Origin of the sequence: Microbacterium phosphatis (assembly GCF_049177115.1) — a bacterium.
Taxonomy (GTDB): Bacteria; Actinomycetota; Actinomycetes; order Actinomycetales; family Microbacteriaceae; genus Microbacterium; species Microbacterium phosphatis.
The window spans coordinates 744,977-768,352 of record NZ_CP185370.1 but is presented as its reverse complement, the minus strand read 5'-3'; the positions used below and the strand labels follow the sequence as shown (position 1 = coordinate 768,352).

Genomic DNA, 23,376 nt, shown 5'->3' with positions numbered 1-23,376 from the left:
CGGATCGTCATCCCTCGGTCATCGGGTTGAGCACGGGCTCGTCCACCATGACGTCGGTGAGCTTCCACTCCGACATGATCCGCTCGTACTCGCCGTTGTCGAAGATGCCCTGGAACGCCGCGAGCATCGCGGGGGCGAGTCCGCTGTCCTTCGGCAGGAACATGGCGAGCTGGTCGACGCCCGCGCCCTGCTCGTCGGTCTGGACGATGTAGTCGTACTTCCCCGGTTCGGCCGCCTGAAGGTCGATGGCCGCCGTCTGCGTGGTTCCGGCGTAGTCGGCGCGATCCGACCCGAGGGCGAGGAACGTCGAGTTGCTGTCCTCCAGCCCGATGAACTCGGGGGCGTCGAGATCCTGGTCCGCGCACCATTCGGTGTAGTGCTCGAGCTGGCTCTCGGTCACCGACCCGGTGACGCCCGCCACGCGGGCCCCGCAGATCGCCTCGGGATCGCCGAGCTCGTCGGCCCGCTCCGAGAGGTGCAGATAGGAGGTGCGGGTCGTCATCCATACGACCGCGTCGAAGTCCGCCTCGCGCTCGGGGGTCGTGCGCACCGGCCCGTTGAACGCGTCGTAGCGGCCGGAGAGCATGCCCGACAGCATCGCGTCGAGTCCCGACGAGGTGACGATCTCGAAGGGCACACCGAGCTGCTCCGACAGCGCCGACTGGATGTCGGGGTCGATGCCGGTGATCTCCCCGCCCTCTTCGATGGTGCGGTAGGGCGGATGCGTGTCGCCGGCGACCGTGATCACGCCCTTGTCCTTGATCTCCTGAGGCAGCTGGTCGTAGACCGGGGCCTCGGTGGCGGCGCCGCTCTCCTTCTCGTCGTCGGCGGGGGCCGACGAGCACGATCCGAGGAGCAGCACGGAGACGGCGGCACCCGTCGCCAGAGCGAGCTTGCTGAGCTTCATTGCGATCTCCACATCGTTGTGCGGGGGCAGGCGCACGTCGTCGTGCGGGCCCGAAAAGTATCATGCGGGATGATATTCACGTGCAGTCTGCCCCTTCTCGGTGAGATTGGCAACCATTGACTACCTCAATGATTCGGTGTTCACTGATTCCAGCCGCACCCTGCGGTCTCAGTCACAAAGGAGTCACTGAGCACCATGTCCCCCCGCACCCGCCTGCTGTCCGCCACCGCGCTCGCCGCGGTCGGCTTCCTCTCCCTCACCGCCTGCAGCTCCGGATCGCCCAGCGGCCCGGCCGAGACCGAGCCCGCCGACACCGCCCCCGCAGAGGGCGGCGGCGAGCTCACGCCCATCACCGTCGGCCTCCTGACGATCGCCCCCGCGGCGGCCGTGCAGTACGGCGTCGACGAGGGCATCTTCGAGGCCCACGGCCTCGACGTCACCGTCCAGATCGCTCAGGGCGGCGCGGCCATGCTGCCGGCCGTCTCCACCGGCCAGATCGACTTCGGCGTCGGCAACCCGCTCTCGGTGCTCACCGCCGCGAGCCAGGGTGTGGACGTCCGCATCGCCTCCGGCTACTCCTTCTCCCTCGCCGAGGGCGACGACATCAACGCCGTCGTGGCGCGTGCCGACGACGGCATCGAGTCCTGGAAGGACCTGTCGGGCCGCAGCGTCTCGGTCAACGCCGTCAAGACGCAGGGCGACCTGACGATCGGCGAGTCTGTCGAGAAGGACGGCGGCGACCCCAGCACCGTCGAGTACATCGAGATCGCCTTCCCCGACGCCCTCGCCCAGCTCGACGGCGGCAACGTCGACGCCGTCTGGATCCCCGAGCCGTTCCTCTCGATCGCCCTGGCCGACCCCGACAAGTACACCGTCGTGGGCTACCCGAACCAGAACGCGATCCCCGGCCTGCCGACGATGGTCACCTTCACGTCGGGCGCCGTCGCCGAGGACACCGAGCTCGTCGAGAACTGGCGCGCAGCCGTCGCGGAGACGCTCGAGGCCGCCACCGACGATCGCGAGGGCTTCGGCCAGACGATCGCCGAGTTCACCGGCATGCCGGAGGCGGCCGCCGCGAACCTCCGACTGGAGCGCCTGGACGCCGAGCTCGACCCGCAGCTGATCACCGACCTCAGCGATCTGGCGCAGAAGTTCACGTTCCTCGAGAGCGCGCCCGACCTCGACACCGTCATCCTCGACTGAGCGACGGATCCGCTCGCCGATGACCGCCCTGTCCCCGCACGACACGATCACCCGCACGGTGGCGGTCGCGCAGGCGCGCGACCGCAGGCGGCGCCTGCGGCCGCGCCGCCTGCTGCTCGGGCTCGCCGGCGTTGTGTCCTTCCTGCTGGTGTGGGAGCTCGTCTCCCGCACCGGCGTGGTCGACCCGACGAACCTCCCGCCCGCGTCGGTGGTGCTCGTCACCTTCGGCGCGAACGCGACGCTCACGGGGACCTGGATCGCCCTCGGCCAGACGGTGCTGTCCTGGGCGCTCGGGATGCTCCTCGCCCTCGCGCTCGCGGCCCCCCTCGGGGTGGTGATCGGCCTGTCGCCCTTCCTCACGAGGGCGACGCGCTCGACCGTCGAGTTCCTCCGCCCGATCCCCTCGGTGGGCCTGATCCCGCTGGCTGTGCTGGCTCTCGCCGTGCCGCTGCAGCAGAGCCTGCTGATCATCACGTACGGCGCGTTCTGGCAGATCTTCATCCAGGTGCTCTACGGCGTCGCCGACGTCGATTCGGTCGCCATGAGCACCGCGCGCAGCTACGGCTTCACCTGGTGGCAGCGCGTGCGGGATGTCGTCTTCCCCACGATGCTCCCCTACCTGCTCACGGGCATCCGGCTCGCGGCGGCGGTCGCGCTGATCCTCGCCGTCACCGCCGAGCTGGTCATCGGCACCCCGGGGCTCGGCCGCCAGCTCAGCCTGTCGAAGGAGGCCGGGCTGTACGCCTCGACCTACGCGCTGGTGCTGCTGACGGGCATGCTCGGGGTCGTCATCAACGTCGGCGTCCGGGCCGCCGAGCGCCGCCTGCTGTCGTGGCACCAGTCGGTGCGAGGGGACGCCTGATGCGCCGCGTGCTCGTGGCGACGGCCTACACGCTCGGCCTGCCGATCCTGCTGATCCTCATCTGGTGGCTCGCGAGCCTCGGCGCCACCAGCATCTTCGTTCCGAAACCCGGCCCGCTCGTGGCCGAGTTCTTCGAGACGTGGATGGGCGACCGGTTCTTCACGGACGTGCTGCCGAGCCTGGCGCGCTTCGCCGTCGGAACGGCGCTGGCCATCGTGCTGGGGGCGCTCATCGGGCTGCTCGTCGGCCTCAACCGGGGCCTGCGCGACTTCACGGAGCCCGTGTTCGAGTTCTTCCGCGCCACCCCTCCCCCCGTGCTGATCCCCGTCCTGGGCCTGCTGATGGGGGTCGGCGACGACATGAAGGTCACCGTCATCGCGGTCGGCGCCATCTGGCCCGTGCTGCTGAACACGGTCGAGGGGGTGCGCGCGGCGGACGCGGTGCAGACCGAGACGAGCCGCTCGTACGGCATCCACGGCCTGAACCGCGTGCGCTACCAGATCCTGCCCTCCGCGGCCCCGCAGATCCTGGCGGGGGTGCGGCAGGCGCTTCCCGTCGGCATCATCCTCATGGTCATCAGCGAGATGTTCTTCTCGTCGTCCGGCCTGGGCTTCTCGATCATCCAGTTCCAGCGCAGCTTCGCCGTGCTCCCGATGTGGGGCGGCATCCTGCTGCTGGGTCTGATCGGATTCGCCGTCTCCCTGCTGTTCAAGCTCGTCGAGCGCCGCATCCTGCGCTGGTACTACGGACTGAAGGATCTCCAGAATGCCTCCTGAGAACAACGCCCCGCCGATCACCGGCCGCGGTCGCACGCTGGCGCCCGAGCAGACGCTGCTGTCGGTCCGCGGGCTGAAGAAGGTCTACGAGACCGACGGCGGCGACATCGAGGCGGTGCGCGACCTGACCTTCGATCTCGGCCGCAACGAGCTGACCTGTCTCGTCGGCCCGTCCGGCTCGGGCAAGACGACGCTGCTCAAGTGCATCGCCGGTCTGCTCGAGCCGACCAGCGGCGAGATCGTGCTCGACGGCAAGCGCGTCACGGGGCCGCCCAAGAAGATGGCCGTGGTGTTCCAGGAGTACGGCAGGTCGCTGTTCCCCTGGCTGCGCGTCGCCGAGAACGTCGAGCTGCCCCTGAAGAACGCCGGGGTGCCCAAGGCGAAGCGGGCCGAGCTCGTGGCGGAGGCGCTCGAGAGCGTCGGCCTGTCTCATGTGCCGCGCTCCTACCCGTGGCAGCTGTCGGGCGGAATGCAGCAGCGCGTGGCGATCGCCCGAGCCATCGCGTACCAGCCCGAGGTGCTGCTGATGGACGAGCCGTTCGCCGCCGTCGACGCGCAGACCAGGGCCGACCTCGAGGACCTCGTGCGCTCGATCCGCGAGCGCCTGGGCGTGACGGTGCTGTTCGTCACCCACGACATCGACGAGTCGGTGTACCTCGGATCGCGCGTGATCATCCTGTCCTCCTCGCCCACCGTGATCCAGGAGGACCTCATCATCGACCTGCCGGATCAGCGCGACCAGCTCGAGACGCGGGCGCTGCCCCGGTTCACCGAGCTGCGCCACCACGTGTACGAGCAGATCCAGCTCGCCAAGCGCGGCTTCCGCCCCGATGAGGCGCGACTCGGCTGACGCGGCCGATGCGCGGGCGGGCGACCGGCTGACGCGGGGTCGCCTCGCCGCGCTCGGCTTCGTCGGCATGGCGGGGTCGCTCTCGACCGACCTCTATCTGCCCGCCTTCCCGGATCTGCGGGCCGACCTCGGGGCGACCGCGGCGGCCGTGCAGCTGACGCTGACGGCATACCTGGTCGGATCGGCGCTCGGACAGTTCGGGATCGGCACGGTCTCGGATGCCCTCGGGCGCCGGCGCACCCTCCTGACCGCGTTCTCGGTGTTCGCGCTGGCGGGGTTCGCCGCGGCCGCGGCGCCCTCGCTCGAGTGGGTGGTGGCGCTGCGGTTTGTGCAGGGGGTGTGCGGGTCGGCCGGAGCCGCACTCGCCCGGGCGATCGTGGCCGACCTCGCCACCGGCGAGCGGGCGGCGCGGGGCATCAGCATCCTCATCGCGACGATGGGCCTCGGTCCCGTCTTCGGCAGCCCGCTGGGTGCGCTCCTGACCTCGTGGGGCGGGTGGCGGGCGGCGCTGCTCGGGCTCGCACTGGTGGCGACCGCCATGCTCGTCGTCGCCGCGCTGGCGATCCCCGAGTCGCTCCCGCCCGAGCGCCGTCACCCGGCGCGCATCGGTCCCCTCGTCGCCAGTCTCGGGCGGCTGATCCGCGACCGCGCGTTCGTGTGTCTGGCGCTGGCCTTCGCGATCGGCTACGCGGCGCTCATCCTCTACATCGGCTCGTCGTCGTTCGTGGTGCAGAACGTGTTCGGTGCGACCCCCCTGGTGTACTCGCTCACCTTCGCCGCCGGGTCGGTCTCCTTCGTCCTCGGCGCGTGGCTCAACGCGCGCGTGGTGCGCAAGCTCGGCACGGCGGGCGCCCTGCGGGCGGCCCAGCTCACGACGCTGGGTGCGGCCGTCGCGCTGCTCGTCCTCGCGCTGACCGGCGCGCTCGGGCTCGTCACGTGGACCCCGCTCGTGTGCCTGTTCACCGCGGGCTGCGCGGGGACGATGTCCGACGCGTCGGCCCTGACGCTCGACCGCGCCGCCTTCGCCGCCGGTGCGGGATCGGCGACCCTCGGGCTGTTCCAGTTCACGCTCGGTGCGGTGGCGTCGCCCTTCGGCGGGCTGTGGGGCGACGACACCGCGGTGCCGGTGACGGCCGGCATGACCGGCGCGGCGCTTCTGGGTCTGGCCGCCGCCGCCCTCGCCCGGGCCGGACGGTCGCCCGCGACCGCGCAGGGGCGTTAGCCCGCGAAGCGGGGGCGGCGCCGTCCCGGCGCGCCCCCGCTCTCGCATCTCACCGCTCCAGCGGCCACCCCGTGTAAGCCTCCGCGAGGAACGCGCGGCCGTGCTCGGATTCGACGACCGAGCGGAGCTCCCCCACCTGGCGGCGGCGATCGAAGTCGCTCGCGCCCGGGGCGACGTGCAGCATGTTCGTCATCCACCAGGAGAAGTGCTGGGCTTTCCAGATCCGCCCGAGCGCGCGCTCCGGGTAGGCGTCCAGCAGCCGCGCGTCACCCTCGGTGAGCAGGGCACGGAGGGCATCCGAGAGCAGCACGACATCGGCGACCGCGAGGTTCATGCCCTTCGCGCCCGTCGGCGGGACGGTGTGCGCGGCATCGCCCACGAGCACCACCCGGCCCCGGCGCAGCGTGTGCGCCACGAAGCTCCGGAAGCGCAGCACGTCGCGTTGGAAGATGGGCCCCTCGTGCAGCGAGGTGCCCGGCACCCGCGCCTGCAGCATGTCCCAGAGCTCGCGCTCCGAGAACCGATCCGGATCCTCGTCGGGCTCGCACTGGAAGTACATACGCTGCACGGTCGGGCTGCGCTGGCTGATCAGCGCGAAGCCCTCGGGCGAGTTGCTGTAGATGAGCTCATGGGCCGAGGGCGGGGCCTCGCACAGCACCCCGAACCAGGCGAAGGGGTACTCGCGGTAGTAGCCGCCGTGGGCCCCGGTCACGGTCTCGCGGGTGACTCCGCGCGAGCCGTCGGCCCCCACCACGACGTCCGCCTCGATCTCGATGCGCGCGCCGTCCGCGGCTGTCGCGATCACACGCGGGCGATCCGACTCGGCGTCCGCGACGGCGGTGACCTTCACCTCGAAGCGCAGATCCTGTCCCGCCGAGAGGCGCGCCGCGATGAGGTCCTTCAGCACCTCGTGCTGCGGGTACAGATAGACGCTGCGCCCGACCGTGGCGGCGAAGTCGATCCGGTGCCCCTCCCCGTCGAAGCGCAGCTCGATCCCCTCGTGGCGGCGGCTCTCGTCGGAGGCGCGCGTGGACGCCCCCGAGTCGCGCAGGATCTCGACGGTCCCCTGCTCGAGGATCCCCGCGCGGATGGTCGTCTCCACCTCCTCGCGGGTGCGGGACTCCAGCACGATCGACGCGATCCCCTCGCGGTCGAGCAGATGCGCGAGCAGCAGCCCCGCGGGGCCGGCTCCGATGATCGCCACGGCGGTGCGCTCGGTCATGTCGTCTCCCTCGACGTCTTCGTCCCGTTCCGGCGGGTATGACCCGAGTCTCGTCAGCCCGACGCCCCGCTCTCGAGCGAATGCCCGTTGAACGGGAAACTCATTCGAAGGGTGCGTCGAGCGCTCGCGAGATGCCGGCCGCGGCCCGCCGCAGCTCATCGACCGCTCCGGCCGTGGGCGCATCGCGCGGCAGGATCACCGAGAGGGCCGCGACCACCCGGTCGCGCTGATGGACGGGCACGGCCAGGCCGGTCGACACCGGTTCGACGAAGCCCCGCGCGATCACGAGGCGATCACGCCGCACGCGATCGAGCAGTTCGCGGAGGGCGGCCGGATCCGTGGGCGTCTCGTCCGTCACGGCGACCATCGGAGCCGAGAGCGCCTTCTTGCGCAGCTCCTCGCTGCCGAAGGCGAGCAGCACCAGCCCCGACGACGAGGCGTGAAGGGGCAGCCGACCGGCGATCCGCGTGATGTTCGACACCGCGTGCGGGTGGGACAGCCGCTCGAGGAAGAGCGCCTCGCCGCGTTCGAGCACCGCCAGCTGCGTGTGCTCGCGGAGGCGCAGCTGGACCTCCTCCATAAACGGCAGGGCGACCTGACGCAGGCGCAGGGCTCGCGACCCGCGCTGAGCCACCTCCCACAGGTGCATCCCGAGGTGGAGGCGCCCGTCCCGGTCGCGGTCGAGCATCCCCGTCTCGACGAGCTCGGTCACCATCCGGTGGGCCGTTGATCCGGGCAGGCCCGCGCGGCGCGCGATCTCGGACACCGTCTGCACCGAGCGGTCGGCATCGAACGTCTCGAGGACCCGCGCGATGCGCTGCGCGACGGATTCTCCGGAGGGCGAGTTGGCCACCGTCTCACCTTGCCAGAAGCCGGTCACGCGACGTCGGCGGCGGGAGGGAAGAACGGCCCGCCCCCGGATCGGAAGAGAGGGGCGGGCCGTTTCCTGTCGCGAACGGAGCGGGGCGTGTGCGGCGCCGGTTCCGTCGTTCGCGGGCGAAGGACTGTGTGCGGTTCAGTCCTTCGCAGTCTGGGGACGCGACGGATCCAGTCGTGCGCGGATCAGCCGTGAACGAAGTGCGCTCAGCTGGCCGCGGAGCTCCGCCGGCATGCGGTCGCCGAAGAGGTCATAGAACTCGTCGATGAGCCCGACCTCCTCGAGCCACGCGTCGACGTCGATCGCGAACAGCTCGTCGAGATCATTCTGCGACACATCCGCGCCCTCGAGGTCGAGTGACCCGACAGCCGGGACATGCCCGATCGGCGTCTCGACCGCCTGGGCCTCGCCCTGGAGACGACGGATGATCCAGTCGAGCACGCGGGCGTTGTCGCCGAAGCCGGGCCAGAGGAAGCGCCCGTCGGCTCCGCGCCGGAACCAGTTGACCTGGAACACCCTCGGCGGCTCGGCGACGATCCGGCCCATCTCGAGCCAGTGCGCGAAGTAGTCGCCCATGTTGTATCCGCAGAACGGCATCATCGCGAACGGATCGCGCCGCAGCTCGCCGACCCGCCCCTCCGCCGCGGCCGTGCGCTCGGACGAGATCGTCGACCCCAGGAACACCCCGTGCTCCCAGTCGAGCGCCTCGACCACCAGGGGCACGTTGGTGGCACGGCGACCGCCGAACAGGATCACATCCAGCGGCACGGCCTCCTCCCAGTCCTCCGCGATCGAAGGCGCCTGGACGGCCGCGACCGTGAAGCGGGAGTTCGGGTGCGCCGCGGGGCGGCCTGCATCCGGGGCCCAGTCCTCGCCCCGCCAGTCGATGAGGTGATCCGGCGCCTCATCGGTGAGCCCCTCCCACCACACGTCGCCGTCGTCGGTGAGCGCGACGTTCGTGAACAGCACGTTGCCCCACAGCGTCTCGACGGCCGTCACGTTCGTCGCCGCGCCCGTCCCGGGGGCGACGCCGAAGAATCCGCCCTCCGGGTTGATCGCGTAGAGGCGGCCGTCCTCGCCCGGCCGGATCCAGGTGATGTCGTCGCCGAGGGTCTCCACCGTCCAGCCGGGGATCGTCGGTCGCAGCATGGCGAGGTTCGTCTTGCCGCACGCCGAGGGGAACGCGGCGGCCACGTGGTAGGCCCTGCCCTGCGGGTCGATGAGGCGGATGAGGAGCATGTGCTCGGCCATCCACCCGTTGTCGCGCCCGAGCACCGACGCGATGCGCAGGGCGTAGCACTTCTTGGCGAGGATCGCGTTGCCGCCGTAGCCGGATCCGAACGAGTAGACCTCGAGGCTGTCCGGGAAGTGCACGATGTACTTCTCCGGGTTGCTCGGCCACGCGACGTCCTCGGCGCCGGGCTCGAGCGGGGCCCCCACCGAGTGGACGGTGCGCACCCACGCCTCGCCGCCGGCGATCCGCTTCGTCACCTCGACGCCCACGCGCGTCATGACCTCGATCGAGGCGACCGCGTAGGGGCTGTCGGTGATCTGCACGCCCAGCTGCGAGATCGGGCCGCCGATCTTGCCCATCGAGAACGGCACGACGTACATCGTGCGCCCGCGCATCGAGCCCTCGAAGAGCCCGTGCAGCGTCGCTCGCATCTCGGACGGATCGGCCCAGTTGTTGGTGGGGCCGGCGTCCTCCTCGCGCTCCGAGCAGATGAAGGTGCGCGACTCGAGGCGGGCGACGTCGCCCTCGTCCGAGCGCGCGAGGTACGAGTTCGGGCGCTTGTGCTCGTCCAGCCGGATGAGCGTCCCGTCCTCGACCATCTGGCGAAGAAGAGCGTCGTTCTCGTCCGGGGATCCGTCGATCCAGTGGATGCGATCCGGCCGCGTCAGCGCGGCGATCTGGTCGACCCAGGCGACAAGGGCCGTCATGCCGGGGCCTGCGAGCGCGGGCTGTGCGCCGTAGGCAGACAGCGGCGCGACGATGCGGGCTGTGTTGCTTTCGATGAGGGCCATGCATCAAGATTCGCCCGGATCCGGCGCGCCTTTCCGCGATCGCTACACGTAAGAATCTGTGTTCTTTCGATATCATCAAGGAATGACCCCGCGGGACGATCAGAAGACCGGCATCGAGCTGAAGACGCTCGGACACCGGATCCGCCACTACCGGCTGCAGCAGGGCTTCACCCTCGACGAGCTCGGGGCCGAGGTCGGCGTCGCGGGCAGCCAGCTCAGCCTGATCGAGAACGGCAAGCGCGAGCCGAAGCTGTCGCTGCTGCAGGCGATCGCCGCGGCCACGAACACCGCCGTCACCGATCTCATCTCCGGCGAGCCGCCGAACCGCCGCGCGGCCCTCGAGATCGAGCTCGAGCGCGCCCAGTCGAGCTCCCTGTTCCGCAGCCTCGGGATCGCCCCCGTGCGCGTGTCGAAGACGCTGCCGGACGAGACGATCGAGGCCGTCCTGGGCCTGCACCGCGAGCTGCAGCGCCGCGAGAGCGAGGCGATCGCCACTCCCGAGGAGGCCCGCCGCGCCAACACCGAGCTGCGCCTGCGCATGCGCGGCCTCGACAACCACCTCCCTGACCTCGAGCAGCTGGCCGAGAAGCAGCTGCGGGCCGCGGGCCACTCGCAGGGCGCCCTGACGCACCGCACCGTCAGCATCATGGCCGAGCAGCTCGGCTTCACCCTGATCTACGCGAACGACCTGCCCTCCGCGACGCGCTCGATCACCGACCTCGAGAACGGCCGCATCTACCTGCCGCCGGCCTCGATCCCGGGCGGACACGGCCTGCGCTCGATGGCGCTGCAGGCGATGGCGCACCGGCTGCTCGGGCACAAGCCGCCGACCTCCTATGCCGACTTCCTGCAGCAGCGCCTCGAGATCAACTACTACGCCGCGTGCTGCCTGATGCCGGAGACGCAGTCGGTGCGGTTCCTGCAGCAGGCCAAGAAGGATCGCAACCTCGCGGTCGAGGACTTCCGGGACGCCTTCGGCGTGACCCACGAGGCCGCCGCGATGCGCATGACGAACCTGATGACGCAGCACCTCGAGATGCCGTTGCACTTCCTGCGCGTGGGCGAGGCCGGTCAGATCGAGCGCGTGTACGAGAACGACGGCCTCCCGCTGCCGGAGGACGTCACCGGATCCGTCGAGGGGCAGATCGTCTGCCGCGAGTACTCGGCGCGCAGCGCCTTCGACCAGCAGAACCGCACGACCGAGCACTACCAGTACACGGACACCCCCGCGGGGACGTTCTGGTGCTCCACGCAGTCGGGCGCGAGCGAGCGGGGTGGCTTCTCGATCACGGTGGGCGTGCGGTTCGACGACGCGAAGTGGTGGCGCGGCCGCGAGACGCACAACCGCGCCACCTCGACGTGCCCGGACGAGAACTGCTGCCGCCGCGCACCCGCCGAGCAGTCGGCGCGGTGGAAGGGCCGCGCCTGGCCGAGTGCCCGCGTGCACACGCACATGTTCGCCCCGCTCCCCCGCGGCGCCTTCCCGGGGGTCGACGAGACGACCGTGTACGAGTTCCTCGATCGTCACCAGGACGCCTGACGCCCCACGCGCGAATGCAGAACGCCCCGATCCATGTCCGGATCGGGGCGTTCTGACGAGCGGGCGCGGATCAGGCGACGCTGCGCTCCGCGGCCTCGACGACGTTCGTCATCAGCAGCGCGACCGTCATCGGGCCCACGCCGCCGGGGTTCGGCGAGAGGAAGCCGGCGACCTCGGCCACGTCCGGGTGGACATCGCCGTAGACCTTCTGCTTGCCGGTCTCGGGGTCGTCCTCGCGGGTGACTCCCACGTCGAGCACGGCGGCGCCGGGCTTGACGTCCTCGGGCCCCACGAGGTGCTTCACGCCCGCGCCGGCGACGATGACGTCGGCCTGCCGCAGGTACGGCGACATGTCGGGGGTGCCCGTGTGCAGCAGCGTCACGGTCGCGTTGACGTCGCGGCGCGTGAGCAGCAGGCCGATCGGGCGCCCGATCGTGACGCCACGGCCGACGACGACGACGTGCTTGCCGTTGAGGTCGTAGCCGTTGCGGGTGAGCAGCTCGATCACTCCGCGCGGCGTGCAGGGCAGCGGGGTCTCGATCGGCTGGTTGACGTTCAGCACCAGGCGCCCGAGGTTCGTCGGGTGCAGGCCGTCGGCGTCCTTGGCCGGATCGATGCGCTCGAGGATCCGGTCGGTGTCGATGTGCTTCGGCAGCGGCAGCTGCACGATGAAGCCGTGGCAGGCCGGGTCGGCGTTGAGCTCGTCGATCAGCGCCTCGACCTGCTCCTGCGTGGCGTCGGCCGGCAGCTCGCGCTGAATCGAGTTCATCCCGATCGCCTCGCTCTGCTTGTGCTTCATGCCCACGTAGAGCTGCGACGCCGGGTCGGCGCCCACGAGCACGGTCGCGATGCCCGGGGTGACGCCCCGGGCCTTGAGCGCGGCGACGCGCTCGGTCAGCTCCTCGCGGATGGCCGCCGAGGCCGCGCGGCCGTCGAGCGTGACGGCGGTCATTCGCCGAGCCCCGGGTACAGCGGGAAGCGGTCGGCCAGCACCGCGACACGGGCGCGCAGCGCCTCGACGTCGGCGCCGCCGATGAGCGCCTGGGCGATGACGTCGGCGACCTCGGTGAACTCGTCGTCGCCGAAGCCTCGGGTGGCGAGGGCCGGCGTGCCGATGCGCAGGCCCGAGGTGACCATCGGCGGGCGCGGGTCGTTCGGGACCGCGTTGCGGTTGACCGTGATGTGGATCTCGTGCAGGAGGTCCTCGGCCTGCTTGCCGTCGATCGCGGCGTCGCGCAGGTCGACGAGCACCAGGTGCACGTCGGTGCCGCCGGAGCGGACCTTGATGCCCGCGTCCTGGACATCCTGCTGCGCGAGGCGGTCGGCGAGGATCGAGGCACCGCGCAGCGTGCGGGCCTGGCGGTCCTTGAACGCGTCGGTCGCGGCGAGCTTGAAGGCCGTGGCCTTGGCGGCGATCACGTGCATCAGCGGGCCGCCCTGCTGGCCCGGGAACACCGCCGAGTTGATCTTCTTCGCGATCTCGGGGTCGTTCGACAGGATGAAGCCCGAGCGGGGGCCGCCGATGGTCTTGTGCACGGTCGACGAGACGACGTGGGCGTGCGGCACCGGGTTCGGGTGAAGACCCGCGGCGACCAGGCCGGCGAAGTGGGCCATGTCGACCCACAGCAGCGCGCCGACCTCGTCGGCGATCGCGCGGAACTGGGCGAAGTCGAGCTGGCGGGGGTACGCCGACCAGCCCGCGATGATGACCTTCGGCTTGTGCTCGAGCGCGAGGCGACGCACCTCGTCCATGTCGACCAGCGAGGTCTCGGGGTTCACGCCGTACGCGACGATGTTGTAGAGGCGGCCCGAGAAGTTGATCTTCATGCCGTGCGTCAGGTGGCCGCCGTGGTCGAGCGAGAGCCCGAGCAGCGTGTCGCCGGGGCGGGCGATGGCGTGCAGCACGGCGGCGTTGGCCGAGGCGCCCGAGTGGGGCTGGACGTTGGCGAACTCCGAGCCGAAGAGGGCCTTGGCGCGAGCGATGGCGAGCTCCTCGGCGACGTCGACCTCCTCGCAGCCGCCGTAGTAGCGGCGACCGGGGTAGCCCTCGGCGTACTTGTTGGTGAGCACGGAGCCCTGCGACTCGAGCACCGACACCGGGACGAAGTTCTCGGAGGCGATCATCTCGAGGAAGCCGCGCTGGCGGTCCAGCTCGCGCTGCAGAACCTGCGCGATCTCGGGGTCGACCTCGGAAAGGGGGGCGTTGAACAGCGGATCGGTCATAACGATCTCCAGACGACGAACGGGATGAAAAGGATCTCGCATCGGCCCAGGCGCGCGGTCGAATGCCGTCTTGGGTCGCTTCCCGGTGGTAATCCACCTCAACGCCAGTCGCGACGCCCTGAGTCTAGCCGTTCCGCCCTTCCCACCGCCTCCTCCGCCCGCCCTCCCATCCAGCGGTGCCCGCCCCGATCCGCTGCCCGGGCAGGAGTGCGCGAGAGCCGCCCGGTTGACACAATGTCGATATCCCGGGCCACCCTCCGGGATCCGGGACACGGCATCTTCGCCGGCGCCCGTTCGCTGCCCCCGAAGCGAGACACCGTGCACCGACCTTTCGCCGAAGACCCCCCGGCCGACGAGCCCCTGAGCGACGCCGACCTCGTGCTGCGTTCGCGATCCGGTGACGCCGAGGCGTTCGCCATCCTGTGGGAGCGCCACTACTCGGCCGGCATCGCCGTCGCCCGGTCGATCACCCCGACCATCGACGCGGACGACCTCGTGCAGGAGGCGTTCACCCGGATCTTCCAGGTCGTCCGCCGCGGCGGGGGCCCCACGGGCGCCTTCCGCGCGTACCTGTTCACCGCGATCCGCAACACGGCGGCCTCCTGGGGCAGAAGCCGGCGCGAGGTGGCGACCGACGAGCTGGATGCCCTGGTCGACCCCGACTCCACCGACGCCGCGCGTCTGGAGGAGGACGACCGCACACTCACCCACCGCGCGTTCCGCAGCCTTCCCACGCGCTGGCAGGAGGTGCTCTGGTACACCTCGGTCGAGGGCCTCGGCCCCGCCGAGGCGGCTCCCCTGCTGGCGATGAAGCCCAACGCGGTCAAGCAGCTCGCCTTCCGCGCCCGCGAGGGCCTGCGCGAGGCGTGGATCCAGGCGCACATCGCCTCGCTCGGGACCGGCTCCGACTGCCGATGGGCGGCCTCGCACCTCGGCGCCCACACGCGCGGCAACCTGGCGTCGCGCCACCAGGCGCGCTTCGACGCGCACCTGGGCGCCTGCACCCGGTGCACCCTGCTCGCCGCCGAGGCCGACGAGGTCGGCAGTCGTCTGGCGTTCGCCCTGCTGCCCCTGTTCATCGGCGTCACGGCCACGGCGTCGTACCTGCTGGAGGTCGGCCGCGGCCAGGCCGCCATCGCGCTGGCCGCGACGCCGGCCGAGCTCGTCGAGGGCACCGTGCTCGCGGGCGGCGGGATCGATCTCGGGACGCCCGCGTGGCTCGCCGGATCGGGGACGACCGGCGCCGCCACCGCCGGGGCCGCGGGCGGCACGCTGTCGGTGGGCGGGTTCGTGGGCGCGGGGATGACCACCGTGGGAGTCGCCGGGGCCATCGTCGCCTCGACCGTCGTGCCCTCGTTCGTTCCGGGCGACCCGGCGAGCGCCTCGGTGTCCGCGTCGCTGCCCGCGACGCCGGAGGACCTCGACCTCCCGGATGCCGACACCACCCCGGCGGACGCGACGGCCGTCGCCGATCCCGCGGCCCTCCCCTCCGCGCTCACCGCGGTGGCGCGGGCGGAACGGACGTCACCGTGACCCGGGAGAGGGTCGACGCCGGCCTCGCGGCCGCGGGGCTCGACCTGGGCGTCACCGTCGGGGGCGAAGACGGCGGCGTCTCGTTGACCGTCGGCGGCCTGCTCGACTGACGCGGATCATCACGGCGCATGTCATCGATGCGGCCCGCGGACGGACGACGACCTCGGGCGGTGCGAGGCTCGGGAAGCCCCTGCACCGCCCGAGCCCGGTCGGCCTGGAGACGGGTGACCTCCAGTGCCTCCCCGGTCGTGGCCCTCCCCCGAGTCCCACGAGCCGGACAGTTCTTCTCTCGACGGAGAGACGCCGATCCGGGCGATCTGTTACGCGGCTCCCCGGAACTTTTTCGCCGATCCTCAGGTTGGCCGCCCCCAGCACACAGAACCCCGAAAGACCGGGCCATCCGGTGGCATTCTGGCCCCAGGCGGGGTGACAATGGAGTGCACTCCGGCCGCCTCACCCGAATCGAGCGACGGAGCACCCGAGGCGGATCGTCAGCCGGATCCGTCGCCCTTCGACTTCCGAAGCAGAGTGCTGACACCAGATGACGAGCCCCGATCTCCCCGACGCCGCCGAGGCGACGCCTGACGTCGATCTCGTACTGCGTTCGCGCTCGGGCGATGCCGCCGCCTTCGGCGAGCTCTGGACCCGCCACTATCGGTCCGGCGTGGTCGTGGCGCGCTCGGTGTCGAGCTCGATCGATCCCGACGATCTGGTGCAGGAGGCGTACACCCGCATCTTCCAGGCGATCCAGCGCGGGGGCGGACCCACCGGCTCGTTCCGCGCGTACCTGTTCACCTCGATCCGCAACACCGCCGCATCCTGGGGCCGGGCCTCGCGGGAGTCGGCGATCGACGAGCTCGACGCGATCGCGGATCCGACCAGCACCGATGAGGCGACCCTCGCCGCGCTGGATCGCAGCCTGACCACCGCCGCCTTCCGAAGCCTGCCGACCCGCTGGCAGGAGGTGCTCTGGTACACCGAGATCGAGCAGCTCAAGCCCGCCGAGGTCGCGCCCCTGCTCGGGATGAAGCCCGCGGCCGTCGCGCAGCTCGCCTTCCGCGCGCGGGAGGGCCTGCGCGAGGCCTGGATCCAGGCGCACCTGAACGCGGCCGAGGACGGCTCCGAGTGCGCCTGGGTGATCGATCATCTCGGCGCGCACACCCGCGGCAACCTCGGCGTGCGCGGGACGCAGCGCCTCAACGGGCATCTGGCGGAATGCACCCGCTGCACGATCATCGCCGCCGAGGCGCGCGAGGTCGGCAGCCGGCTCGCGCTCGTGCTGCTGCCCATCATCATCGGCGTCTCCGCGACGGCCGCGTACCTCGCCTCGCTGCAGCGCGACGACGCCGCCGCGATCGCCCTCGCCGCCATGCCGAGCGGCGTGGTCGAGGGCGCCGTGGTCGCCGCGGGCGGGGCGGCTGTCGCCGCAGGCGCTGCCCACGGCGGTGGAACGGGCGGGACGGGCTCGGCCGGCGCGGGCGCGAGCGGTGCGTCCTCCTTCACGGTCGGCGGCCTCATCGCTGCTGGCGCCCTGGCGGTCGCCGTCGCGGGCGCGGCCGTCGCGGGATCCCTGGGGCTCTTCCCGGGTGGCGGGCCCGGCGGGTGGCCGCAGTTCGGCGGCACGGAGGCCGGAGCCCCGGATGCCGACGTGGAGGCCTCGCAGGAGCTCGTCGACAGCACGCAGCCGACCGACGAGGCGACCGACGCTCCCACGCCCGCCCCTGGGCCCACCACTGCTCCCCCGACGTCGCGGTCGACGTCGGCGACGCCGGCTCCCACGCCGGCGCCCCTGCTCACGCCCCCGGCGCCCATCGTCGCGCCGCCCGTGACCCCGGACGACCCTCGCCTGACCGGACTGACCGTGACGTCCGCGTCCGTGGCTCCCGACGGCTCGGTGGTGCTCGGCGTCTCCGGTGAGCCGGAGCGCGACGTCGAGGTCTACGCGCTCTCCGACGAGGCCTCCGGCGACGGCGGCTTCTCGGTGGGCGTCCCCCTCGCCGTTCAGATGGCGTCGCTGAGCGCACTCGACGAGACGACGCTCGATACAACCGGCGTCGGCACCCTCGAATTCGACCTCACCACCGCGCAGGCCGTCGCCGACGTCACCCTGCAGCTGTCGTACATCGGCACCGACGAGGGTCTCGCCGCGCACGCTCTGAGCGACTGGCCCGACGTGCGCGCCTTGCTCCTGCCGCGCACCGACCCCCCGGCCGCGCCGCCGGCGCCCGTCCCCCCGGCGCCCGCCCCGCCGTCCGACGTCCCCGCTCCCGAGGACACCCCCGCGCCGTCGCTGACGCCGACCCCGTCGCCCAGCGGCACGCCCACCCCGGAGCCCACCGACAGCCCACGGCCGACACCGGAACCCACCGACACCCCGACGTCGACTCCCGACCCCTCGGAGACTCCGACCGCGTCGCCGACTCCGACCCCGTCCGTGACGCCCAGCCCGACCCCGACGACCGACGCACCCGCGCCGGACGAGTGCGAGGGCCCGCCCGGCCAGATGGTGCGGCTCGGCACGCTGACTGGGATCCCCGACGCCCACTACCTCGTGATCGACGGCTGGCCCGTGCTTCTCGTGCCTGGTGACGGCGGGCTCGTGGTGCCGTTCGATCCGTGCTTCGACCGTCGCGACTCGTACCAGATCCTCTACACGGGAGACGTCGTGGATTCGGGCGAGGTCCGCGACCTCCTCGAGCGCTACTAACCCGGTGAGACGCCGCCGACCCCTCGGGGATCGGCGGCCCCGCCGGGAACCGCGTCAGCGCCGCCGGCCGTTGCCGAACAGGCCGCGGATGACGCCGTTGATCAGGGTCTGAGTCGTGCGCGAGCCCAGGACCTTGTCGAGCGTCAGCACGTCCGAGCGCGACGAGGTGCGGGTACGTCCCGTGCCCGAGGTCTGCTTGAGGATCCGGTCGTACTCCCGCTGGGCCTTCTTCTCGGCGGATGCGCTCGCTCGCTCGATCTCTGCCTTCTGGCGCGCCAGCTCCGCGGCGGTCTCTGCCTGGCGCTCCGCTGCCTCGGCGGCGTTCATCTTGGCCGTGAGGATCTCATAGGCCGATTCGCGGTCGACCCGCTCGCCGTACTTCGGCAGCAGCGGCGACGCCGCGACGGCGGCCTCGATCTCCCCCTCCGGCGCCGGCTCCATCAGACCCTGCGGCGCGCGCACGCGGGTCCACGCGACCGGGGTCGGGGCGCCCTTCTCGCTCATCACCGTGACGATCGCCTCGCCGGTGCCGAGCTCCTGCAGCACGCGCTCGAGGTCGTAGCCCGACCTCGGGTAGGTGCCGACGGTCGCACGCAGGGCCTTGGCGTCGTCCGGGGTAAACGCACGCAGCGCATGCTGGATGCGCGAGCCGAGCTGCGCGAGCACGTCCTCGTGGACATCCTTCGGCGTCTGCGTGACGAAGAAGACGCCGACCCCCTTCGAGCGGATCAGCCGCACGGTCTGGGTGATCGCCTGCAGGAAGTCCTTCGAGGCGTTGTCGAAGAGCAGGTGCGCCTCGTCGAAGAAGAACACCAGCTTGGGCTTCTCGGGATCGCCGACCTCGGGCAGCACCTCGAAGAGCTCGGCGAGCAGGTACATCAGGAAGGTCGAGAAGAGCTGCGGCTGGTTGGCCACCCCGGGCATCTCGAGCAGAGAGATCACGCCGCGGCCGTCGTCGGCGAGGCGCAGGAAATCGGCGACGTCGAACTCGGGTTCGCCGAAGAACACGTCGGCGCCGCCGTCGGCGAAGGTGATCAGCTCGCGCAGGATCACTCCCGCGGTGGCGCTGGACAGGCCGCCCAGATCCCTGAGTTCCGGCTTGCCGTCCTCGCTGGTGAGGTACTGCAGGACGGACCGCAGATCCTCGAGGTCGACCAGGGGCAGGCCGTTCTGGTCGGCGTAGTGGAAGACCAGACCGAGGCTGGACTCCTGGGTGTCGTTGAGGCCGAGAACCTTCGACAGCAGCAGCGGGCCGAACCCCGTGACCGTGGCGCGCACCGGCACGCCCTTCCCGATGCCGCCGAGCGCGAAGTACTCGACGGCCGAGGCCTGCGGCTTCCAGTCCTGCCCGATGCCGGCGGTGCGCGCGAGCAGCTTCTCGCTCGGCTCCCCGGGGGTCGCCATGCCCGACAGGTCTCCCTTGATGTCGGCGGCGAAGACGGGCACACCCTGGGAGGCCAGCTGCTCGGCGAGGCCCTGGAGCGTGCGGGTCTTGCCCGTGCCGGTGGCGCCGGCGACCAGGCCGTGGCGGTTCAGCATGCCGAGCGGGATCCGGATCTGCGCGTCGGCCACGGGGTCGCCGTTGACGAGGGCTCCGATGTCGAGCGTGGCGGCGTCGAAGGCGTAGCCCTCGACCACGGCCTGCACCTCCGCGGCGTCGAGGGGGCCGGCTTCGGGTGTGGCCCCGGACGGCTCGGCCGCGGGGGCGCCGGGCTCGGCGTCCGCCCCGGGTTCGGCCGGGGCCTCCGACGGTGCGTCGTCGCCTGCGGCGTCCTGCGCGGCGTCGGCCCGCGCGGCCGCCAGCCGCGCCTTGGCCTCCGCGGCCCGCAGGGCCGCGGAGGCGGCCTCCGCCTCGGCCTGCAGCCGGGCGAGCTCGGCCTCGGCGGCCACGACAGCGGGATCCTTCTCGGCGCTCATGGCAGTCAGCCTAGCGACGCGCGCGTGCCCGCCCCGGGACGCGTCGCGCTCGTTCCTCCGCGGCGAGGCCGCGGGCGAACACCACGCCGATGAGCAGCGCCATGCCCGAGCCGATCAGCGCTCCGCCGGCCGTGTCGGTCAGCCAGTGCGCCGAGACGTAGGTGCGCGCGAAGGCCATCAGCACGATCCAGCCGGCGGCGATCACACCCACCCACCTGCGCGGGAAGATGAGCCACAGCGCGATCGTGAGAGTGGCGGCGTTTGCCACGTGCCCGGAGGGGAAGGATCCGACGTCGCTCGTCACGAGGATGTCCTCGGGGCGCGCGCGCCCGAGCAGGTGCTTGAGGATCTGCACAACGCCCGCGCTCGCGAGGAGGGCGACCACCAGGTACCCGGCGCCCCAGGGCCGTCGCATCGCGAGCAGCACGCCGATCAGGATCAGCGGAACCCACAGCGTCGCGAATCGTCCGCCGCCGACCATGTCCATGAACAGCGACACGGCCAGCGCCGGCCCGTCCGGCGTCGCCGACAGGATGCCGTCCCACCACAGGTCGAGGGAGGTGGGGTCGGCCCCCGGGAGGAGGACGACCGCCCCCACGGCGATGCCCGCGGCGAGAAGCCCGAGCCCCCACCACAGCCGTGTGCGGCTCGTGCGATCACGACTCTGGGCCATCCGGATCCGCTCCTCAGTGGTCGGTCATCAGGGGTTGAGCATACCCACGGTGCGGGGGCGCACCACGGTCCACAGCACCACGACGGCGACGAGCGAGGTGCCGATCATCACGACCGCCATCGACGTGCCGGTGATGCCGGCGGGGCCCGCGACGGCGCCGACGATCGGCGAGATGAGGCCGGCGATGCCGAAGTTGCAGGCGCCCAGCAGCGATGCGGCGGTCCCGGCCGCCTTGCCGTGGCGATCGAGGGCGAGCACCTGGGCGCAGGGGAAGGTGAACCCGCACGCCGTCATGAAGAACCACAGCGGGATCGCGGTGCCCCACATGCCGAGGCCCAGCTGATCGAGCACCACGATGAGCGACGCAGCGACCAGCAGCACGACCGTCGAGATCGCCAGCACCCACTGCGGACCGAAGCGCGCGGCCAGCCGCGCGGCGATCTGGTTGCCGATGACCAGGCCGATCGAGTTCGCGGCGAAGAGCAGCCCGTACTGCGCGGCGTCGAAGCCGTAGCTCTCCTGGAAGAGGAACGACGAGGCCGAGAGGTACGAGAACAGGCCGGCGAAGGTCATCCCGCCCACCACCAGGACGCCGACGTAGACGCGATCCGAGAGCACCGACTGGTAGCGCTGCCAGACCGTGCTCGAGCCCTTCTCCTGGCGGCGTTCGCGCGGCAGCGTCTCGGGGATCCCGAACAGGCCGGCGACCAGCATCACCGCCCCGTATGCGGCGAGCACCCAGAAGATGCCCTCCCACGGCACAACGGCGAGCAGCGCGGATCCGATCAGGGGCGCGACGACGGGGGCGGTGCCGGAGACGAGCGCGAGCCGCGACAGCATCACCACGAGGCGCTTGCCGCCGAAGAGGTCGCGCACGATCGCCATGGCCGCCACGGCGCCGGCGGCGGCTCCGAAGCCCATCGCGACCCTGGCGCCTCCCAGCACGGCGAGGTTGGGGGCCGCGGCCGCCACGACGCTCGCCATCACGTGCAGGGCCGTCGCGATGATCAGCGGCCACCGCCGGCCGACGGTGTCGCTGAGCGGCCCGACGAGCAGCTGGCCGAATGCGAAGCCGATCATCGTGCCGGTGAGCGTGAGCTGGATCGCGGCCTCGTTGGTCGCGAAGTGCTGCTGGATCAACGGGAAGGCGGGCAGATACAGGTCGACCGTGAACGGACCGAGGGCCGTCAGCGCCCCGAGCAGCAGCACGTACATCGTGCGGCGGGCCGTGGAGATCGCATCCCCCGGGTGCAGGACGATCGGTGCGGTCTGCGGGTTGGATCCGAGGGTCCGGATCGCGCCGGTGGACGTGTGGGGGAAATCGGGCACCCTCGATCCTAATCGGCATAGGGATCTCCCAGGCCGATCCGGGGGGAAATCGAGGAGCCATCTGCATGCTGCCGAATAGGATCTTGGTGTGTCCCCCGAGAATCGTTCCGGCAATCCCGCGCGTCGCGCCGAGGCCGAGCAGACCGTGAAGCAGCAGCGCGAGGCGAAGCGTCAGGAGAAGCTCGTCGAGTACCAGCGCCAGCTCTCGAAGCGCAAGCGCACGAAGCTGCTGTGGTGGGTTCTCGGCGCCGTCGCCGTGCTCGTCGTCGCGGCGCTCATCGTCTTCTCGCTGGTCACCGCCCCGAAGACCTACAAGCCGGGCAGCGAGGGCGCCGAGATCGAGGGCGTGCAGACGTTCGAGTTCGAGGGCGCGCAGCACGTCGAGGGCACCGTCGAGTACGAGCAGGATCCGCCCGCCGGAGGCCCGCACAACAACGCGTGGCTCACCTGCGCCGTCTACGACGAGCCGCAGCAGAACGAGTACGCGGTGCACGCCCTCGAGCACGGCGCGGTCTGGATCACCTACGACCCCGAGCTCGTGACGGGTGCCGACCTCGACGCCCTCCGTGACCTGGCCCCGCGCACGTACGCGATCGTCTCGCCGTACCCGGGTCTGGACTCGCCGATCGCCGTGAGCGCCTGGGAGCACCAGCTCAAGGTCGACGAGGTCTCCGACCCGCGCATCGCGCAGTTCATCGAGGAGTACTGGCAGGGCGGCACCGCCCCCGAGCTCGGCGCCTCGTGCACGGGCATCGAAGGCCCCGGCAAGGTCTGACCGTGACCGCCGAGACGCCCCGGCGCCGCTGGCCGCTGATCGCGCTGGGTGCGGTGCTGGTCGCCGGTCTCGCCTTCGCGGGCGGTCGTTTCTCGACCTTCGGCGACGTCGACCCCGGCCCGAACGCGGCCGACATCGGCTTCGCGCGCGACATGCAGGTGCATCACGCGCAGGCCGTCGAGATGGCCCTGGTGCTGTATCGCACCACCGATGACGAGGATCTGCGACTGATCTCCTACGACATCGCCACCGCGCAGTCTCAGCAGGCCGGCCAGATGTTCGGGTGGATCCAGGACTGGGGCGTGCCGCAGCTCGGATCCGAGCCGCTGATGGCGTGGATGGCCGAGGACGAGGGCCACGGCGGTCATGGCACCGGTGCGGAGCAGAGCGAGGACGAGCTGCGCGCCGAGATGGGCATGGCCTCGGACGCCGAGCTCGCCGACCTGCGCGCCGCCACCGGCGTCGCGCAGGAGTGCCTCTTCACCGACCTGATGATCCGCCACCACACCGGCGCGATCCAGATGGTCGACGCGATCCAGCGCCTGGGCAGCGACCCGCGGGTGCTGCGCACGGCGGAGGGGATGGGCGAGTCGCAGGCCCGCGAGGTGCAGGCCCTCGAGGCCATCCACGACCGCCTCTCCTGCGGCTGAGTCGTCAGCGCTGCCACCGCCCCGCGCGCGATGCAAGAGGGCCCCGGGAGCCGCAGCTCCCGGGGCCCTCGATGCCCTCCCTCTG

Annotated in this window: 19 protein-coding genes and 1 riboswitch; of the genes, 10 read left to right on the top strand and 9 right to left on the bottom strand. The window is 71.6% G+C overall.

Translation table 11 applies throughout. From position 1 onward, the window contains the following. Positions 1 to 7 precede the first annotated feature (7 nt). Positions 8 to 907: a transporter substrate-binding domain-containing protein gene (locus ACOKGD_RS03600; RefSeq protein ID WP_342336733.1), complete on the bottom strand. Its 900-nt coding sequence runs from the start codon at positions 905 to 907 to the stop codon at positions 8 to 10. Between the two features lie 195 nt (positions 908 to 1,102). Between ACOKGD_RS03600 and ACOKGD_RS03595 the strand changes: the two genes are divergently transcribed. From ACOKGD_RS03595 to ACOKGD_RS03575, 5 genes are read left to right on the top strand one after another with little or no spacing between them, the layout of a single operon-like run. Next, the gene (locus ACOKGD_RS03595; protein ID WP_342336734.1) at positions 1,103 to 2,110 is read left to right on the top strand and encodes an ABC transporter substrate-binding protein; all 1,008 of its coding nucleotides are present in this window, start codon (positions 1,103 to 1,105) and stop codon (positions 2,108 to 2,110) included. A 19-nt stretch (positions 2,111 to 2,129) separates the two neighbouring features. Then, a complete protein-coding gene (locus ACOKGD_RS03590; protein WP_342336735.1) occupies positions 2,130 to 2,972 on the top strand; it encodes an ABC transporter permease in 843 nt (280 codons plus the stop codon). Continuing rightward, the gene (locus ACOKGD_RS03585) at positions 2,972 to 3,748 is read left to right on the top strand and encodes an ABC transporter permease (protein WP_342336736.1); all 777 of its coding nucleotides are present in this window, start codon (positions 2,972 to 2,974) and stop codon (positions 3,746 to 3,748) included. The genes ACOKGD_RS03590 and ACOKGD_RS03585 overlap by 1 nt, the downstream gene beginning before the upstream one ends. Beyond that, positions 3,738 to 4,598 carry an ABC transporter ATP-binding protein gene (locus tag ACOKGD_RS03580; RefSeq protein ID WP_342336737.1) on the top strand — a complete coding sequence of 287 codons (861 nt, stop codon included), beginning with the start codon at positions 3,738 to 3,740 and terminating at the stop codon, positions 4,596 to 4,598. Before ACOKGD_RS03585 ends, ACOKGD_RS03580 begins: the two co-directional genes overlap by 11 nt. Next, the gene (locus ACOKGD_RS03575; RefSeq protein WP_342336738.1) at positions 4,579 to 5,820 is read left to right on the top strand and encodes a Bcr/CflA family efflux MFS transporter; all 1,242 of its coding nucleotides are present in this window, start codon (positions 4,579 to 4,581) and stop codon (positions 5,818 to 5,820) included. Before ACOKGD_RS03580 ends, ACOKGD_RS03575 begins: the two co-directional genes overlap by 20 nt. Positions 5,821 to 5,869: 49 nt before the next feature. On the opposite strand, the gene ACOKGD_RS03570 is transcribed toward ACOKGD_RS03575, so the two are convergent. From ACOKGD_RS03570 to ACOKGD_RS03560, 3 genes are all read right to left on the bottom strand, one after another. Continuing rightward, positions 5,870 to 7,042 (bottom strand): 4-hydroxybenzoate 3-monooxygenase, encoded by a 1,173-nt coding sequence (locus ACOKGD_RS03570; protein ID WP_342336739.1) that lies wholly within the window; start codon positions 7,040 to 7,042, stop codon positions 5,870 to 5,872. Positions 7,043 to 7,142: 100 nt separating this feature from the next. After that, on the bottom strand, positions 7,143 to 7,895 hold the full coding sequence (locus tag ACOKGD_RS03565) for an IclR family transcriptional regulator (RefSeq protein ID WP_342336740.1): 753 nt from the start codon (positions 7,893 to 7,895) through the stop codon (positions 7,143 to 7,145). A gap of 162 nt (positions 7,896 to 8,057) precedes the next feature. Further along, positions 8,058 to 9,944, bottom strand: a complete 1,887-nt coding sequence (locus ACOKGD_RS03560; RefSeq protein WP_342336741.1) for a phosphoenolpyruvate carboxykinase (GTP) — start codon at positions 9,942 to 9,944, stop codon at positions 8,058 to 8,060. Positions 9,945 to 10,026: 82 nt separating this feature from the next. On the opposite strand from ACOKGD_RS03560, the gene ACOKGD_RS03555 reads away from it, so the two are divergent. Further along, positions 10,027 to 11,484 carry a helix-turn-helix domain-containing protein gene (locus ACOKGD_RS03555; RefSeq protein ID WP_342336742.1) on the top strand — a complete coding sequence of 486 codons (1,458 nt, stop codon included), beginning with the start codon at positions 10,027 to 10,029 and terminating at the stop codon, positions 11,482 to 11,484. Positions 11,485 to 11,554: 70 nt separating this feature from the next. Here the strand turns inward: ACOKGD_RS03555 and ACOKGD_RS03550 are convergent, their stop codons facing one another. Together ACOKGD_RS03550 and glyA are read right to left on the bottom strand one after the other, a co-directional pair. Then, a complete protein-coding gene (locus tag ACOKGD_RS03550) occupies positions 11,555 to 12,436 on the bottom strand; it encodes a bifunctional methylenetetrahydrofolate dehydrogenase/methenyltetrahydrofolate cyclohydrolase (protein ID WP_342336744.1) in 882 nt (293 codons plus the stop codon). Then, positions 12,433 to 13,707: a serine hydroxymethyltransferase gene (gene glyA, locus ACOKGD_RS03545; protein ID WP_342336745.1), complete on the bottom strand. Its 1,275-nt coding sequence runs from the start codon at positions 13,705 to 13,707 to the stop codon at positions 12,433 to 12,435. The genes ACOKGD_RS03550 and glyA overlap by 4 nt, the downstream gene beginning before the upstream one ends. 37 nt (positions 13,708 to 13,744) lie before the next feature. Beyond that, positions 13,745 to 13,829, bottom strand: a riboswitch (ZMP/ZTP riboswitch). 196 nt (positions 13,830 to 14,025) lie between these two features. Here glyA and ACOKGD_RS03540 point away from each other — a divergent pair. Continuing rightward, entirely contained in the window at positions 14,026 to 15,240 is a 1,215-nt protein-coding gene (locus tag ACOKGD_RS03540) for a sigma-70 family RNA polymerase sigma factor (RefSeq protein WP_342336746.1), read from the top strand. Between the two features lie 541 nt (positions 15,241 to 15,781). Then, positions 15,782 to 17,947: an RNA polymerase sigma factor gene (locus tag ACOKGD_RS03535; RefSeq protein ID WP_342336747.1), complete on the top strand. Its 2,166-nt coding sequence runs from the start codon at positions 15,782 to 15,784 to the stop codon at positions 17,945 to 17,947. Between the two features lie 54 nt (positions 17,948 to 18,001). On the opposite strand, the gene ACOKGD_RS03530 is transcribed toward ACOKGD_RS03535, so the two are convergent. Genes ACOKGD_RS03530 through ACOKGD_RS03520 form a run of 3 tightly spaced genes read right to left on the bottom strand, consistent with a single transcriptional unit; the run spans position 18,002 to position 21,752 of the window. Next, positions 18,002 to 19,864 (bottom strand): helicase HerA-like domain-containing protein, encoded by a 1,863-nt coding sequence (locus tag ACOKGD_RS03530; protein WP_342336748.1) that lies wholly within the window; start codon positions 19,862 to 19,864, stop codon positions 18,002 to 18,004. Positions 19,865 to 19,874: 10 nt separating this feature from the next. Then, positions 19,875 to 20,537, bottom strand: coding sequence for a phosphatase PAP2 family protein (locus tag ACOKGD_RS03525; RefSeq protein ID WP_342336749.1), 663 nt, complete (start codon positions 20,535 to 20,537; stop codon positions 19,875 to 19,877). Positions 20,538 to 20,564: 27 nt separating this feature from the next. After that, complete coding sequence (locus ACOKGD_RS03520; RefSeq protein WP_421355109.1) at positions 20,565 to 21,752, bottom strand: multidrug effflux MFS transporter; 1,188 nt, start codon at positions 21,750 to 21,752, stop codon at positions 20,565 to 20,567. A gap of 202 nt (positions 21,753 to 21,954) precedes the next feature. Between ACOKGD_RS03520 and ACOKGD_RS03515 the strand changes: the two genes are divergently transcribed. Together ACOKGD_RS03515 and ACOKGD_RS03510 are read left to right on the top strand one after the other, a co-directional pair. Continuing rightward, entirely contained in the window at positions 21,955 to 22,641 is a 687-nt protein-coding gene (locus ACOKGD_RS03515) for a DUF3105 domain-containing protein (RefSeq protein WP_342336751.1), read from the top strand. Between the two features lie 2 nt (positions 22,642 to 22,643). After that, entirely contained in the window at positions 22,644 to 23,291 is a 648-nt protein-coding gene (locus ACOKGD_RS03510) for a DUF305 domain-containing protein (protein WP_342336752.1), read from the top strand. The last annotated feature ends 85 nt before the right edge of the window (positions 23,292 to 23,376 follow it).

What these genes read in the sequence shown, in the direction of transcription:
- ACOKGD_RS03520 (WP_421355109.1), bottom strand. Translation starts at nt 21,752, where the DNA reads ATGTACGTGCTGCTGCTCGGGGCGCTGACGGCCCTCGGTCCGTTCACG.
- ACOKGD_RS03550 (WP_342336744.1), bottom strand. Translation starts at nt 12,436, where the DNA reads ATGACCGCCGTCACGCTCGACGGCCGCGCGGCCTCGGCGGCCATCCGC.
- ACOKGD_RS03595 (WP_342336734.1), top strand. Translation starts at nt 1,103, where the DNA reads ATGTCCCCCCGCACCCGCCTGCTGTCCGCCACCGCGCTCGCCGCGGTC.
- ACOKGD_RS03600 (WP_342336733.1), bottom strand. Translation starts at nt 907, where the DNA reads ATGAAGCTCAGCAAGCTCGCTCTGGCGACGGGTGCCGCCGTCTCCGTG.
- ACOKGD_RS03525 (WP_342336749.1), bottom strand. Translation starts at nt 20,537, where the DNA reads ATGGCCCAGAGTCGTGATCGCACGAGCCGCACACGGCTGTGGTGGGGG.
- ACOKGD_RS03575 (WP_342336738.1), top strand. Translation starts at nt 4,579, where the DNA reads ATGAGGCGCGACTCGGCTGACGCGGCCGATGCGCGGGCGGGCGACCGG.
- ACOKGD_RS03585 (WP_342336736.1), top strand. Translation starts at nt 2,972, where the DNA reads ATGCGCCGCGTGCTCGTGGCGACGGCCTACACGCTCGGCCTGCCGATC.
- ACOKGD_RS03570 (WP_342336739.1), bottom strand. Translation starts at nt 7,042, where the DNA reads ATGACCGAGCGCACCGCCGTGGCGATCATCGGAGCCGGCCCCGCGGGG.
- ACOKGD_RS03555 (WP_342336742.1), top strand. Translation starts at nt 10,027, where the DNA reads ATGACCCCGCGGGACGATCAGAAGACCGGCATCGAGCTGAAGACGCTC.
- ACOKGD_RS03560 (WP_342336741.1), bottom strand. Translation starts at nt 9,944, where the DNA reads ATGGCCCTCATCGAAAGCAACACAGCCCGCATCGTCGCGCCGCTGTCT.
- glyA (WP_342336745.1), bottom strand. Translation starts at nt 13,707, where the DNA reads ATGACCGATCCGCTGTTCAACGCCCCCCTTTCCGAGGTCGACCCCGAG.
- ACOKGD_RS03590 (WP_342336735.1), top strand. Translation starts at nt 2,130, where the DNA reads ATGACCGCCCTGTCCCCGCACGACACGATCACCCGCACGGTGGCGGTC.
- ACOKGD_RS03580 (WP_342336737.1), top strand. Translation starts at nt 3,738, where the DNA reads ATGCCTCCTGAGAACAACGCCCCGCCGATCACCGGCCGCGGTCGCACG.
- ACOKGD_RS03535 (WP_342336747.1), top strand. Translation starts at nt 15,782, where the DNA reads ATGACGAGCCCCGATCTCCCCGACGCCGCCGAGGCGACGCCTGACGTC.
- ACOKGD_RS03530 (WP_342336748.1), bottom strand. Translation starts at nt 19,864, where the DNA reads ATGAGCGCCGAGAAGGATCCCGCTGTCGTGGCCGCCGAGGCCGAGCTC.